The sequence below is a fragment of the Myroides odoratimimus genome, assembly GCF_030326305.1.
In the GTDB taxonomy this organism is placed as follows: Bacteria; Bacteroidota; Bacteroidia; order Flavobacteriales; family Flavobacteriaceae; genus Flavobacterium; species Flavobacterium odoratimimum_A.
Genome location: NZ_JACAKB010000022.1, coordinates 1 through 14,757 on the forward strand (window position 1 = coordinate 1; position 14,757 = coordinate 14,757).

Sequence of the window (14,757 nt, forward strand, 5' to 3'; positions counted from 1 at the left end):
TAACTAATACCTAGCATTAAGATGTTTATGTCTTGTTTGCCAAACTTCCAATTGGTGCGATCCATCACAAGAACATATGATTCTTCAGTAGGAATAATTAGAATCTTTAATAGAGTTTAGCCAAAAACATAGAAGTAAAATTAAAGATAAATAGAAGTAGTCTATTGGATTTAAAAAAGTATATCTAATAAATCATAGATTCTGTTAATATCCTAATCTGAGAATATTTTAACCACTATAAATTTTAAAAACAGGATAAATCACAGTTGTTAAAAATATTAACATAGTGATGTTTTTAGTGATTTGAAACACGCGATAAAGTCAGTGATCGCAAGGCTTTGAGGGAGGTTGCTTTAGCGTTGTTCGAAAGTTCTTTGCAAGGTGTTTGGAAAAGGGGGGGGCGAACACCTTCCGAACAAAACGTAACTGAGACCGCATGAATACTCGATTCATAGTGAATTTATAGTGTTAAAAAGCTTGTTAAAATTTTAAATTTTGGATTTTGAAAGCTGTGATTTATGCTTTCTTTTTGGTGAGATGTACCAGACTTTGAATAGAAGAATATTCTCAATAATAGGCATTGAGTCAAATGCCTTTACTGTAGGCAAAGGTAGTAAAAAAATAGATAGGAGAAAAAGAGGGTGTAGGAGGAGTATCATCTGTAATAATTTAAAAGTATAAAGGTGTCTTACCTATATTTTTAAAAATGTGTAGAATAAGTTCGTAAGAATATAATATTAATAATCAGGTGTATACCTACGATATTAAACTAAAAAAAGCCAATAATAGTCTTCTATCATTGGCTTTTTAAGTAATAAGCGATTTTCTTTTTTTAATTAAATCTTAATTCTGCTGTATATAGAATAATAACTTCTGTTAGATTATAGTCCTCATCGTAAATAGGGGAATAAAAATACACGTATACAGAATCGTTAAATTTCGTTAGGGGAATTGTCTCATAGCTAGACAAATTATTAAGTACTTTTATTGTTCTATTTCCAACCCAGTGTTCTGCATTTCCTTTTGGATTTTTATCAAATCGATGGTCTTTAGTATTTGTGTAATACCAATAGGTTGGTACTTCATCCGAAATAATCAGTTCTTTATTAGGATTAAAGGCTTCATCTGCGATAGCAGTACTGTTAAACCATTCTACTTCTAAATCAGCTTCACCTATAGCAGAGCGATAGATATCGTTATCAAAGGTAGCTCCTATTAGAAAACCATCTACGTTATTTGAAGTAACTTCGAATACAAATTCATTACTTTTAAGTGTAACAACTCCATCCTGCATAGGAACGATATTACCATTTTGTTTCACTTCTACTTGAACAGTTCCTTCTTGTGCCCAGCTGCTTATTTGTACTGTTATGAATAGTAATAAGCTAAGACCGATTTTTTTCATCTTTAATTTCTGTTTTATGATCGTTTGTGAGGCAAAGGTAAGCTATATATACTGTAAGAATATTCGCTGTAAATGGGGATATTTATGAAATGAGAATAGTATTATCTTTGAAATAATATAAAGAGTATAATAAAGATGTATATAGGTACAACAACTCCTGGACGTAAAGAAAAATTCATTATAGTAGAAAAAGGGGATTCTGCTCAATCTCTCTTAATCTTTAGTCAAGAAGAACGAATAACTAATTTAATTATATCAGGACAGGAAAGTGGCTTAGAAATATTATTAGATGAATCCTTTGCTCCTTTGTTTAAAAAGATACATATTCTTCATTTAAAAAATATAAGTATTGATAAGAACTGGTTATATCAGTTTGTAAACTTAAAGCGTTTAGAGATTAAAGGTTGTCAGTATAAGGGGACAGAACCATTAGATTGGTTGAAATTTACAGCATTGGAAGAATTGTTTACATCCTATTCTAGGCTATTTGAGAATTTGTTTATACATCCTACTCTAAGAACAGTCTTTATAGAAAACTTTGATAAGGAAGGTTTTGTTTTTCCCTTAAACGCTGTAATAGAATCTTTATTAATAGAAAAAAGTAAAGAGTGTACATGGAGTAGTTTAGCTAACTTAAGTGCCTTAAAAGCACTTTATTTAGTAAACATACCTACGTTGATAGATGTTAATTGGTTAAGTACACTTACACAGTTAGAAGATATAGAGTTGAGTGCTTGCAAAAAGATAAATAATGTGATAACGTCTATTGCAGAGATAAGTACGTTAAAGACTGTTTATTTATCAGCTATGGGAGATATTGAATCATTAAAACCATTTGAGAAGCTTCTAAATTTAAAAGAGTTAACTATCGAAGATGGAGGAAGGCTTATCGATAAGAAAAGTAGTACTATCCTTAATAGACTAAATAATCTTGACTATAATATAGAGATGAAAAATTATGTAGATAGTAGTGAAGAGTAGAACTACATACTAATAATAAGTAAAGGGGGGGGATGTTATGTACATCCCCCCCTTTACTTTATGGTATAATCTTTTTTCTTAATGAACTTAGCATTGAAGAATCCTCTAGTTCTTCTTGTTTTTTTAATGCAGCTATACTTGCAGTAATTTTGAATATCTTTTCTGAAAGTGAGGATAACCACATCAGTTGCTCAATAACTAAAACAGATTCTTCCATCAGACTCTGTATTTGCTTGTCATCAGAGTAAGTCTTTTTTAATTCATACTCACGGATGCCTTTTAGGTATGACATACTTAGGTTAAAGTTCTCACTACGTTCTATGATCGTTATTTCATTGTTATTATGGTCTTCTAATAGAGCGATAGTTTGCTTTAAATTACCTATTGTGTAATCCATAACTACATTAAATGCTTCAGAAGCTTTGGTAGTTGTATGGGACTGTACATATATTCCTATAGAGGCAGCTGTCGAAAGGAAGGTGTGATTTAACACAGCTAATTCGTAGAGTTCTGTTCTATATTTCTGTTTAGATTTAGGCTCTTGGATCATACGTTGAAAAGAAGCCATAAGGTTTCCTATCTCAATAAAAGCATATTTTCTAGCTAACTTATAAGGCAGAGTTACTTCTCCTTTTTCGTTGTAGTAAAGCGTAATTTCCTTTACATATTCTTTATTCGCTTCTATAGACTTTTTAAGATGTGTGTTTAGATTTAAGAATTCCCATGAAGGCCATAAAAGATAATTCGCACCAAAGGCTAATAATGCTCCTATAATTGTATCAATAACTCTGTAGATCATTACATCCATAAAATCAGGTGTAAGTAATCCGTATATCAACACTACATACATCGTGATAAAAGTTACTCCAACTTTATAATCTGTATGAGAGAACCAATAGCCTATAATCATGGTCAGTACTGTAATATATGCAATAACTGTGGCACTAGGAATAATATATAACAATCCTATAGCTACTAAACCTCCAATAACAGTACCGATAACGCGTTCAAAAGATCGCTGCTTAGTCAATCCAAAACCAGGACGCATAATAACAACGATAGTTAGTAATATCCAATACCCGTTTAAAACACCTGATATTTTACTAACGATAAGCCCAGCTAATATGGTCAAGGTAAGTCTTAGAGCATGTCTAAATATGGTAGAAGTAAAGTTTAAGTTCTCTTTTAGAGTTTCTAATCGATAATGTACAGGGGTTAAAAACTTCTCTAGATCTTTAAAACGTTCTTCTACATCTGCACTAAATGCTTTTTCTGTAAGTGATTTTTCTAAATCATGAATTTTGTTTACCTGATTCTCAGCATAGTGAATAACGTTTGAGAACATAACTACAGCTTCTACCATATTGGTAGATTCTCCATTCTTAACAAAATCGTTAAGCATTGCTTGAATCTCAGCTAATTCTTTAGATAGGTCATATTTAGATTTGTATTTACTTCCCAGGTTTATAGAGTAAGCAATATCGTCAATTGTCTCGGCAAAGTGATAAGCTAACCTCTGATAACGTTCTATGATGTCAGGTCTTTTGCTAAATAAATCATGTAATTTACTGTGTTCAAAAGAAGTAGATACTGCTACTTCAAGTATTTCTACTAGAGTAGAAAAAGCTACTAATAATCTACGGTTATTCGAAGAGTTACCCGTATTAGCTTTATTTCTAACTAAATATTCTCTTAGATTCTCATGAACTTCATTTAGGCTTACTTGTATATTTAATTGTTCTTCTGTGATCTTTTCTACATTTGCATTCTTATCCCACAGCTGCCCTCTGTGTTTTAGATAATCTGCTGTAAGCTCCATACACTCAGATGTCTGTAATACGGCATATCGCTTTGGTCTAAGTAGATTAAAAGTAACAGATACCAATAAGTAAAGTAATCCTCCTAATAGAAGCATTAAACAGTGCATAAATAAGGCATGCCCTTCATAACTATGTGCTAACCCTAAACTAGCCGCTAATAGTCCTGTAAATGAAAGCATATTTGCACGATGACCATATACAGATATCATGCTTAAAGAGAAGAATATAAAGACAAATATCGGGTAGAAATACCAGTTACCATCAGTGATGGATAGAGTAAAGGTGACCGCAGGCACAGTAAATGCACCAACTAATAGCCCTATTATTTTGTCTTTTTTATTACTAGGAATATCAACAGGAGCAGTCAACATAGCACCAATAGCTGCGGCAAAAGCCCAATCAAAAGCCTCATAAGGCATTAGTAGTAAAAAAGGTACAACAGCTGATATAGTGATTTTTAACGAATCTGCAAGATGCGTATTATCTGTGAATTTTCTAGCTTTTCCTAGCATAGGTTACTTAATCTTTGGCTTTAATTAGAGAATAGTACTTTTTATCAAGCAATATAATACAAATAAGACATCAAAAATAATTTGTAGTATTATTTATTCATTTATTTTTGAGTATTTTTGCACCTTTAGAATAAAATAAGAAGACATGATATTATCAATAGTTGGATACGGTGATGCTGTTTTACGTAAAGTAGGAGAGGATATCACTAAAGACTATCCAAACTTACAAGAGCTAATAGCTAATATGTACGACACAATGTACGGAGCACATGGAGTAGGATTGGCAGCACCTCAGGTAGGATTACCTATTAGATTATTCGTTGTAGATACAGCTCCTTTTGCAGAAATGGACGGGAATACAGAAGAAGAAATAGCTTTTTTAACTACTTTTAAAAGAACATTTATAAATGCTAAAATTTTAAAAGAAGAAGGAGAAGAGTGGTCTTTTAATGAAGGATGTTTGAGTATTCCAGATGTTCACGAACCAGTTAAAAGAAAATCTAAGATACAAATAGAGTATTTTGACGAAAACTTCGTTAAACATGTAGAAGAATTTGATGGTCTTGCTGCACGTGTTATCCAACACGAGTATGATCACATTGAAGGTGTGCTATTTACAGATAAAATATCTATCTTAAAAAAGAAGTTAATTTCTAAAAAGTTAAATAATATCCTTGAAGGAAAAATATTTACAGATTATAAAATGAAATTAACTAAGAAAAAAGGTAGATAAATAACTTGATTATTAATAACAATTTAAGATATTTGCGACTCTTAAAGTAAAATTTAGACAAAAATGAGTTTAGAAAAAGTTTTAGCTATTTCGGGAAAACCAGGTTTATATGAGTTACTAGTACAAACTCGTACAGGATTTATCGCTGAATCATTGGCTGATGGGAAAAAAAGTACAGTAGGATTAAGAAACAACGTTAGTTTACTATCAGAAATTTCTATCTATACTTACAATGAAGAAGTAAAGTTATTTGAAGTTTTCAGAAACATTGCTACAAAAGAAAACAATGGTGAAGCTATTTCTCATAAAGAAGATAATCCTACATTAGTAGCATACTTCAGAGAAGTATTACCAGAATTTGATGAAGAAAGAGTATACGTTTCTGATATCAAGAAAGTATTAAACTGGTACAATATCCTTCAAAGAAGAGGATTAATTGCTGAAGCTTTTACTCAAGCTGCTGCAGAAACTGAAGCAAAATAATTTAATATAAATTATATGTATCAAGCCCGCTTTGTAATAAGCGGGCTTTTTTTTATTTTTAGCTAAAAAGGTAGAATTATGCATACAAGAGAAGAACAATTGCAAGCTGTAGATCGCTTATTGACAATATTAGATGAACTGAGAGTAAAATGCCCTTGGGATAAAAAACAAACTTTCGAGAGTTTAAAAAACCTTACAGTAGAAGAGGTTTATGAGTTAGTAGATGCTATTACTGAAGAAGATACTAATGAAATGAAGAAAGAGTTAGGTGATTTATTGATGCATATTATCTTTTATGCAAAGATAGGTAGTGAACAATCGTTGTTTGATATTAAAGATATAGCCGATAGTATTTCTGAAAAACTAATCTTTAGACACCCACATATTTATGGAGACACAAAGGCAGAATCAGAGAAAGAAGTACTCGCTAATTGGGAAAAGCTAAAATTAAAAGAAGGTAATAGAACAGTGTTATCAGGTGTACCTAAGGCATTACCAGCATTAATCAAAGCTTATAGAATCCAACAAAAAGCAAGTGGAGTAGGATTTGATTGGGATGATGCTAGTGATGTTTGGAACAAAGTAGAGGAGGAGATAGAAGAATTTAAAGTAGAAGTAAAGGCAGACAATCAAGACTTAATGGAGGAGGAGTTTGGAGATATCTTATTTACACTAGTTAATTATGCTCGTCATAAGGGAATCGATCCAGAAAAAGCTTTAGCTAGGTCTAATAGTAAATTTATTTCTCGTTTTAATGTTGTTGAGGAATTAGTTAATCAAGAAAAAGGAGGATTTGAAGATGTAACCCTTCAAGAACTAGATCAATATTGGAATAAAGCAAAAGAATAATGAGTCTACAGTCATCTTTCTATTCAAAATTTGTTTAGTATATAATGAGTTAAGATAAAAACAGAAGTCCTTATACCGTAATGTACATAAGGACTTCTGTTTTTATCAGCGTAAAGCTTCTTTATCGAAGCTGTAAGTGATTATTTGCTAATCTGTTCTTTGTTAGTTTCTTTCGAATCAGATTTTTGAATTGTTTTTGCTTCTTCATGCTCGCGCAATAAATTAAAGAACATCTCTTGTTGAGCTTTCATGTCTTCTTGCATACCTTTCATCAATTGCATAAAATCTTGAGCAAAGAACTCTTCAAACTCATCATTTGCTTGCTCAGAATATAATGCTCTTTCTGCATGTGGATCATTTGCAGTATTTAGCATAGGGTTAGTTCGATTACCTAACTCTAAATAACGTTCACCTGATTCGTTTTGATGTATTTTAACTGTGAAATCCGCTATTCCATTAGAGTTATACTCCGACTTTTGTTGAGAAGATCCTCTTTGGTCTTTAAAGCTTGTTTTAAGAGAAATAAGTTCTCCTTTAACATTCCTCTTTATATTTGAGAATGTAAGGTTTGCTATCTTTTCGTTGTTAACTTCTTTTTTAATCTCATCTAATTCACTATCTTTAGTATTCTTGCTGATATGGTATTCTATTGTAGTACTCTTAATATTTAAACCCTCTTTCTCTTGTGCGTTTATTGTACTACTAGAAAAGAATAGCACAGTAGCTAAGACAGGAACTAGTAATGTTTTAGTTGGAATAATTAACTTTTTAAATGCATTCATAATAATAGATTTTAGGTAATAAAATGTTTTTAAGTTTAAAGACGAATTTAAGTCTTTAAAATTTAAACTTTTTTTAAAGTTAGTATTACGAGTGTTAAAAAACAAAAAAAGATATGACTAAAGACTTAATAAAAGAAGAAGTATTAATAGAAGGAACTGTCCGTCCTTTTCTTTCAGACAGTAGCTATCCTAGATTAGATAGTTCATTACCATTGGTAATTTTCTGTCACGGATATAAGGGGTTTAAAGATTGGGGGGCATGGAATAAAGCCATGGATTATATTGCAGAGACAGGATGTTATGTGGTTAAATTTAATTTCTCATTAAATGGCACAACCATAGATAAGCCTTCTGAATTTGATGATTTAGAAGCTTTTGGGGACAATACTTACTCTCAAGAGCAACGCGATCTGACAAGTGTGATAGAATACTATAAAACAAAGCCAGAAGTAGATAAAGAGAATATTTATCTAATAGGACATAGTAGAGGAGGAGGAACTGTTATTTTACAAGGTTATTATAACGCAGATGTAAAAGGGATTATTACCTGGGCAGGAGTATCTGATTACAGAAAGAGATTTCCTAAAGGAGATCGATTTGAAGAATGGAAAGTAAAAGGAGTCTTTTATAGTGAAAACGGTAGAACAAAACAGCAAATGCCACACTACTTTACTTTTTGGGAAGATTATGAACAAAATGAAACAGTCTTAAATGTACAGAAAGCTGCTCAAAATTTAAAGAAACCTACTTTAATAGTACAAGGGACTAATGATCCTGCTGTACCGTTAAAAGAAGCTCAATTACTACATCAATGGATATCTAATTCTCTTTTGGATGTAGTAGACGATGCAGATCACGTATTTGGCTCTAGACATCCTTATACAGAACAAACATTGCCTAAGCATTTAGAGCATGTCGCTAAAGTTACAAGTCAATTTATTCATTCAACGAAATAGTTATCGATTTTAAATAAAAAAAGGGAGAGGTAAAATGATATCATTTTACCTCTCCCTTTTTATGATATGACTATATATTTTAGTCTAGATTACTTTTTCCACAGTGATAGCATCTTCTTGCTTCTAAAATTAATTGGAATTGAACTCCAAAAAGGATAGACGCTAATACTAAATGAGCCGCTTGAGTCCCAAATGGGAAATGAACATAATACATCATAATACCAGTGAATATCTCTAGAATTAATAGTACCATTACCCATTTCATCTTATCGAAACCTAAATTAGATCTTCTGTTAATATAAAACAGATACATATTCAAAAACATTACTATGAAAGAGAAACTACGGTGGATATAGAATTCTACAGTAGGATTATTTAACCATAAATATTCATTCCCTATACCTGCTTGTACCTGTTCGTCAATAAATTCACGTACTTGTGTTCCTAAGACTACTTGTGCAAGTGTGAAAATAAGAGAGACTACTAATAAACTTCTAAATGTACCGTTGTACTTTTTAATTTCAGTTTCTTTTTTAGCACTTTTAATGATTCCGATAATAATAGCAACAATAACTAAAGCCATTACCATGTGTACTGTAATCTTGATAGGGTTTAGTACTGAGTATACTACAGTAGCACCTAACCAAGCTTGGAATCCCATTAAGAATACAACTAACCAAGACGCTAATACTAAACCTTTGCGGTCTCTCCAGAAAGAAAATGAAGCTATAGCCATTGCTAGACAAGCTAATCCTGCTAATGCGCCACAAAGTCTATTTACATATTCTGTCCAGGTGTGTTTAGCATTAAACTCAGCATAATCATGACGAGTATATTTATCCCAATGACTTTCATTATAGGTATCTGTGGTTGTAAAAGTTTCTTTTGCTCTCCACAGACTTTGATCATGTATGATCATTTGTCCTTTTTCGTATTCTCTATTCGGTTCCCACGTGATAGTTTGTTCTTCAGTAGGAGGGATGTAATATCCAAAACACTTTGGCCAATCTGGACATCCCATTCCTGAGCCTGTCATTCTTACTGCTGCACCTGCAAAGATTACTAGGTAAACTAGTATAAGAGATACTTTAGCTAATGGCAAAAAATAGTTTCTCATTATTTTTATTATTTATTTACAATTTCAAGTCCCATTTTAGACGCTTTAGCTTTCATGAATTCAAAAGCCGCATCGTATTCATTAGGAATAACACCTTCTAAAATAGCTTCTTTGATAGCTTCTTTAATCATACCGATTTCTCGACATGGTTTAAGGTCATAAATCGCCATAATCTCTTCTCCAGTAATAGGAGGTTGAAAGTTACGTACGTGATCGCGTTCTTCTACTTCAACTATTTTATCTCTAACTATTTTAAAGTTGTTGTGATATTTCTTAAACTTAGAAGGGTTTTTAGTAGTAATATCAGCTTCACATAGAATCATTAAATCTTCTACATTTTCTCCTGCATCGAATACTAATCTTCTTACAGCTGAGTCAGTTACTTCTTTTTGAGCAAGAACAATAGGTCTTGAACTCATGATAACCATTTTCTGTACGAATTTCATCTTCTGGTTTAATGGCATATGTAATCTCATAAAGATCTTTTTTACCATTTTACCACCAAGGAATTCATGTCCATGGAATGTCCATCCCTGTTTTTTAGAAAAGCGTTTAGTAGGAGCTTTTCCAATATCGTGAAGTAAGGCAGACCATCTAAGCCATAAGTCATCTGTATTAGGGCAGATATTATCTACTACTTCTAGAGAGTGATAAAAGTTATTTTTATGTGTATGTCCTTCTATTTCTTCTACTTGGTTAAGAGCAGTAAGCTCAGGTAAAATTAAATCAAGTAAACCTGTTTTATAAAGCAATAAGAACCCTTTAGAAGGCTTTTTAGACATTAATATCTTATTTAGCTCATCTACGATACGCTCTCCAGAGATAATCTCTAATCTCTTGTGATTAGCAGTGATAGAATCAAGAGAATTTTGTTCTATCATAAAATCTAGTTGAGTTGCAAAGCGAATGGCTCTCATCATACGCAATGGATCATCAGAATACGTAATATCTGGATCTAGAGGAGTACGAATAATTTTATTAGCTAAATCAGCAACCCCATTAAAAGGGTCTACTAACTCTCCATAAGTTTCTTTCTTAAGAGATATTGCTAAGGCATTGATAGTAAAGTCACGTCTATTCTGGTCATCTTCTAATGTGCCATCTTCTACAACAGGCTTTCTACTGTCGAAGTGATATGACTCTTTTCTTGCTCCAACAAACTCAATATCAATGTCATCATAACGCAACATGGCTGTCCCGTAGTTTTTAAAAACTTGTACTTTAGGTTTGTTAGGAAGTAATTCAGATACTTTTAAAGCTAATTCGATACCACTACCTACAGCAACGATATCAATATCTTTTTTAGAATCTCTTTTTAATAAAAAATCTCTTACAAATCCACCAATTACATAGCTATCTACATTTAAACTTTCTGCTGCTTTAGAGATATAGTCAAATATAGGATGTGTAATGGCTTCTTTATATATTGGGGTTTCAGTCATAATATATTCAATAGGAGATACTATTTTCTAATGATAGTAACTAGGCTATTATCTTTTAATTTAATAATTGTAGAAGGTTTTGCAGGATTTGTATCCTTTTGACGTAGGTTAACTACATAATCAACTCCCTCGATAATCTCTTTACTAATTTCGCTAAAGTTAGCAGGAGAAGGTTCTCCACTAATATTAGCTGAAGTAGAAACCAAAGGTGATTTCATTTTTTCAATTAATCTAAAGCAAAAAGGTTCTTCTACAATACGAACTCCTAGAGAGTTATCAGCTGACACTACTTCTTTAGCTACATACTTAGGGTTGTCTAAGATTAAAGTAGTAGGTTTCTCACTGCAGTCTAAGATATCCCATGTCACAGCTGGTGGAGAATTGAATACTCTGTGGAATATTCTCTCATTTACTAAGACAATCATACTTTTTGATTCTGCACGTTTCTTAAGTGCATATATTTTTTTGATAGCTTCAGGGTTATTTGCATCACATCCTATTCCCCATACAGTATCAGTAGGGTATAGTATAATTCCGCCATTTTTGATGACTTCGTATGCATTGAAAACTTCTTGTTGGATATCTTCCATTATTTTGTTGTAAATAGTATCGTTATAATCAAGGAGGTAAAATTACTAAAAAAATAGGATAGAACTAACTGATAGAAGTCATTAAAAATGCTGACTAAGCCAAATTCAAAACAATTATAATATTTTTAAGAAATCAAGAGTTATTTTCTTTTAATTTTAATCCCACTAGATGAACCTCATATGATAAATAATTGGGATTAGAGTTATTATTTCAATAGTTTTAGTTATTAATCTATAATTTTGGAGGAGTATATTTAAACAGCGATTTTTTAAACTCAATTCTTCTAGTTAAACTATCGCTTGACCTATGTTTTAAACTTCTAACAAACAATGAGCAAAAAGAATATGAAAGACTTTAATAAAGAAGAGTTATTGGCTATGTATGCTAAAGTATGTAAGAATACACTGATGGAAACATTAGAAATAGAATATATAGATGCAGGACCAGACTTCTTAGTAGCAAAAATGCCTGTTAATCCAAGGGTACACCAACCTATGGGACTCTTACATGGAGGGGCCTCTGTAGCCTTAGCAGAAAGTCTAGGTAGCGGAGCTTCTTTAATGTTAATCGATCCTAGTAAGCAAGAGATAAGAGGGATTGAGATTTCTGCTAATCACGTTAAGAGTAAGCGTTCTGGCTATGTAGTCGGTACAGCCAGATTATTACACAGAGGACGCACACTGCACTTATGGGAAATAAGAATAACAGATGAGAATGATGTATTGGTATCTATCTGTAAGATTACAAATATCGTTATCGATAAATAATTTAGAGTTTAAAATAACAGAGAAAATAAATGTATTTATTTAAATGCTTAGCAAAGCAGTACGCTGATCAAAAGCCTTTTGCTATCTATCGTAAACCAAATTCTAAAACAATAGTAGGGTTATTTCAAAAAACGTATGCTCTTCATAAGGTAGAAACATTTGAAGAACAAGGTTTTGTGTTTGCGCCTTTTGCTGAAGGAACACGATTCTATATTCCATTAGCAGAGTCTGCTATTATAAAAGAAGCACAACAAGATATTGCTTTTGACCTTCCTGAAGTTGTACTTAATTATGATGATAAGAAAGCTAAAGAAGACTTTGAAGACCTTGTAAAACGTTGTGTAAATGCTATTAAAGATAAACAATTCGGAAAAGTAGTTCCATCTCGAAAGGAAAATGTTCCTTATCAAGTAGAAGATTTAGGGCAGTTATTCAATAAATTGTGTAATACTTATCCAACTGCATTCTGTTCTTTAGTATATCATCCAGAAATAGGACTGTGGATGGGAGCAACGCCAGAAACACTATTATCTATAAAGGACAATACTTTAAAAACAATGGCTCTAGCAGGTACACAAGTAAATCATGGACAAGAAGTAGTAGAGTGGGGGATTAAGGAGCAGGAAGAACAATTGTTTGTAACTAATTTTATTACAGAAACTTTAAAGCCTTTCGTACAAAATATTTCAACTTCGGAACCTTACTCTAAACGTGCGGCTAAAGTGATGCATATTTGTACAGATATTACAGCTATATTAAATGATGATAGTCTTAAACCAATAGTTGAAGCACTTCATCCTACTCCTGCTGTTTGTGGGATGCCCAAGGATATTGCACGCAACTTTTTGGTTAGAGAAGAAGGATATTATAGAGCGTATTATGCTGGTTATTTAGGAGAATTAAATTGTAATGTAGAACAAGAAAATACAGATGAAACGAATCTATTTGTAAATTTGCGTTGTATGAATATAGAAGAGGATAGTGTTAATCTATATATTGGTTGTGGAGTAACTATAGATAGTGATCCTTCAAGTGAATTTATAGAAACAGTCAATAAGTCTTCTACCATGAAGCAAGTATTCATGTAAAAATTTCAAATTATAGAATAATAAAAGACAACAAATGAAATTAGATATATTAGCGTTTGGAGCTCATCCAGACGATGTGGAATTAGGATGTGGAGCAACTATAGCAAAAGAAGTTTCTCTAGGGAAAAAAGTAGGAATTATTGATCTTACTCAAGGAGAATTAGGAACTAGAGGTTCTGCAGAGATTAGAAAAGTAGAAGCCACTAATGCTGCTGCTATATTAGGAGTGTCTGCAAGAGAGAATTTAAAGTTTAGAGATGGATTCTTTATCAATGATGAAAAGCATCAATTAGAGATCATTAAAATGATTCGTAAGTATCGTCCAGAGATAGTATTGTGTAATGCTATTGACGATAGACATATCGATCATGGTAAAGGGAGCAAACTAGTATCTGATGCTTGTTTCCTTTCAGGATTGAGAAAGATTGAAACTAGCTTAGACGGAGAAGAACAAGAGGCATGGAGACCTAAGGTTGTGTATCATTATATTCAATGGAAAAACATAGAGCCAGACTTTGTTGTAGATGTAACTGGCTTCATGGATCAGAAAGTTGATTCTGTAATGGCATATAGTACGCAATTCTTTGATCAAAATTCTAAAGAACCGAGTACTCCAATCACGTCAAAAAACTTCTTAGATAGCATAACTTATCGTGCGCAGGACCTAGGAAGACTAATAAATAAAGATTTTGCTGAAGGTTTTACAGTTGAAAGGTATTTAGCAGTCAATACTTTAGAAGATTTGATATAAATTTAGTGTAAAAAATAAGCGAAAAAGCTTGCGAAGTATAGAATAATCGCTAAATTTGCACTCGTTAAACAGAAACATGGTAGCTATAGCTCAGCTGGTTAGAGCGTCGGATTGTGGTTCCGAAGGTCGTGGGTTCGAAACCCATTAGTTACCCTAGTATTTTAATACAGTTTAACATGGTAACTATAGCTCAGTTGGTTAGAGCGCCGGATTGTGGTTCCGGAGGTCGTGGGTTCGAACCCCATTAGTTACCCTAAGTACTTATATATCATTAAATGGTGACTATAGCTCAGTTGGTTAGAGCGTCGGATTGTGGTTCCGAAGGTCGTGGGTTCGAGACCCATTAGTCACCCTAAGTACTTTACATTGTTAAATGGTAGCTATAGCTCAGCTGGTTAGAGCGTCGGATTGTGGTTCCGAAGGTCGTGGGTTCGAAACCCATTAGTTACCCTAAAAAAAAAAGGCATTCAAGTAATTGAA

14 protein-coding genes and 4 tRNA genes are annotated in these 14,757 nt (G+C 32.5%); 12 read left to right on the top strand and 6 right to left on the bottom strand.

Annotation, left to right across the window (positions count from 1 at the left end):
- Nucleotides 1-832: 832 nt before the first annotated feature.
- On the bottom strand, nucleotides 833-1,405 hold the full coding sequence (locus HX049_RS13770) for a hypothetical protein (RefSeq protein WP_286416535.1): 573 nt from the start codon (nucleotides 1,403-1,405) through the stop codon (nucleotides 833-835).
- 135 nt (nucleotides 1,406-1,540) lie between these two features.
- Here HX049_RS13770 and HX049_RS13775 point away from each other — a divergent pair, with 135 nt between their 5' ends.
- Nucleotides 1,541-2,386, top strand: a complete 846-nt coding sequence (locus HX049_RS13775) for a hypothetical protein (RefSeq protein WP_286416538.1) — start codon at nucleotides 1,541-1,543, stop codon at nucleotides 2,384-2,386.
- 58 nt (nucleotides 2,387-2,444) lie between these two features.
- On the opposite strand, the gene HX049_RS13780 is transcribed toward HX049_RS13775, so the two are convergent.
- Entirely contained in the window at nucleotides 2,445-4,718 is a 2,274-nt protein-coding gene (locus HX049_RS13780; protein WP_286416540.1) for an FUSC family protein, read from the bottom strand.
- Nucleotides 4,719-4,863: 145 nt separating this feature from the next.
- On the opposite strand from HX049_RS13780, the gene def reads away from it, so the two are divergent.
- The 3 genes from def (at nucleotide 4,864) to mazG (ending at nucleotide 6,783) form a co-directional block, all read left to right on the top strand.
- Nucleotides 4,864-5,451, top strand: a complete 588-nt coding sequence (gene def, locus HX049_RS13785; protein WP_006258863.1) for a peptide deformylase — start codon at nucleotides 4,864-4,866, stop codon at nucleotides 5,449-5,451.
- Between the two features lie 63 nt (nucleotides 5,452-5,514).
- Complete coding sequence (locus HX049_RS13790; RefSeq protein ID WP_041891819.1) at nucleotides 5,515-5,934, top strand: DUF5606 family protein; 420 nt, start codon at nucleotides 5,515-5,517, stop codon at nucleotides 5,932-5,934.
- A gap of 78 nt (nucleotides 5,935-6,012) precedes the next feature.
- Nucleotides 6,013-6,783: a nucleoside triphosphate pyrophosphohydrolase gene (gene mazG / locus HX049_RS13795; protein WP_286416542.1), complete on the top strand. Its 771-nt coding sequence runs from the start codon at nucleotides 6,013-6,015 to the stop codon at nucleotides 6,781-6,783.
- 140 nt (nucleotides 6,784-6,923) lie between these two features.
- Here the strand turns inward: mazG and HX049_RS13800 are convergent, their stop codons facing one another.
- Complete coding sequence (locus HX049_RS13800) at nucleotides 6,924-7,565, bottom strand: hypothetical protein (protein ID WP_286416543.1); 642 nt, start codon at nucleotides 7,563-7,565, stop codon at nucleotides 6,924-6,926.
- 113 nt (nucleotides 7,566-7,678) lie between these two features.
- On the opposite strand from HX049_RS13800, the gene HX049_RS13805 reads away from it, so the two are divergent.
- Entirely contained in the window at nucleotides 7,679-8,521 is an 843-nt protein-coding gene (locus tag HX049_RS13805; RefSeq protein WP_286416545.1) for an alpha/beta hydrolase family protein, read from the top strand.
- A 79-nt stretch (nucleotides 8,522-8,600) separates the two neighbouring features.
- On the opposite strand, the gene HX049_RS13810 is transcribed toward HX049_RS13805, so the two are convergent.
- Genes HX049_RS13810 through HX049_RS13820 form a run of 3 tightly spaced genes read right to left on the bottom strand, consistent with a single transcriptional unit; the run spans nucleotide 8,601 to nucleotide 11,670 of the window.
- Nucleotides 8,601-9,638, bottom strand: a complete 1,038-nt coding sequence (locus HX049_RS13810; RefSeq protein WP_286416547.1) for a COX15/CtaA family protein — start codon at nucleotides 9,636-9,638, stop codon at nucleotides 8,601-8,603.
- An 8-nt stretch (nucleotides 9,639-9,646) separates the two neighbouring features.
- Nucleotides 9,647-11,080 carry a CCA tRNA nucleotidyltransferase gene (locus HX049_RS13815; RefSeq protein WP_041891803.1) on the bottom strand — a complete coding sequence of 478 codons (1,434 nt, stop codon included), beginning with the start codon at nucleotides 11,078-11,080 and terminating at the stop codon, nucleotides 9,647-9,649.
- Nucleotides 11,081-11,100: 20 nt separating this feature from the next.
- Nucleotides 11,101-11,670 (bottom strand): L-threonylcarbamoyladenylate synthase, encoded by a 570-nt coding sequence (locus HX049_RS13820; protein WP_286416549.1) that lies wholly within the window; start codon nucleotides 11,668-11,670, stop codon nucleotides 11,101-11,103.
- Between the two features lie 345 nt (nucleotides 11,671-12,015).
- Here HX049_RS13820 and HX049_RS13825 point away from each other — a divergent pair, with 345 nt between their 5' ends.
- From HX049_RS13825 to HX049_RS13855, 7 genes are all read left to right on the top strand, one after another.
- Nucleotides 12,016-12,438 carry a PaaI family thioesterase gene (locus HX049_RS13825; protein ID WP_286416611.1) on the top strand — a complete coding sequence of 141 codons (423 nt, stop codon included), beginning with the start codon at nucleotides 12,016-12,018 and terminating at the stop codon, nucleotides 12,436-12,438.
- A gap of 29 nt (nucleotides 12,439-12,467) precedes the next feature.
- Nucleotides 12,468-13,526 carry a chorismate-binding protein gene (locus HX049_RS13830; protein ID WP_286416551.1) on the top strand — a complete coding sequence of 353 codons (1,059 nt, stop codon included), beginning with the start codon at nucleotides 12,468-12,470 and terminating at the stop codon, nucleotides 13,524-13,526.
- A gap of 34 nt (nucleotides 13,527-13,560) precedes the next feature.
- Nucleotides 13,561-14,277 carry a bacillithiol biosynthesis deacetylase BshB1 gene (gene bshB1, locus HX049_RS13835; RefSeq protein ID WP_041891790.1) on the top strand — a complete coding sequence of 239 codons (717 nt, stop codon included), beginning with the start codon at nucleotides 13,561-13,563 and terminating at the stop codon, nucleotides 14,275-14,277.
- Between the two features lie 79 nt (nucleotides 14,278-14,356).
- Nucleotides 14,357-14,430, top strand: a tRNA-His gene (locus HX049_RS13840).
- 26 nt (nucleotides 14,431-14,456) lie between these two features.
- Nucleotides 14,457-14,530: transfer RNA gene (locus HX049_RS13845), tRNA-His, on the top strand.
- Between the two features lie 25 nt (nucleotides 14,531-14,555).
- Nucleotides 14,556-14,629, top strand: a tRNA-His gene (locus tag HX049_RS13850).
- Between the two features lie 24 nt (nucleotides 14,630-14,653).
- Nucleotides 14,654-14,727: transfer RNA gene (locus HX049_RS13855), tRNA-His, on the top strand.
- Nucleotides 14,728-14,757: the final 30 nt, after the last annotated feature.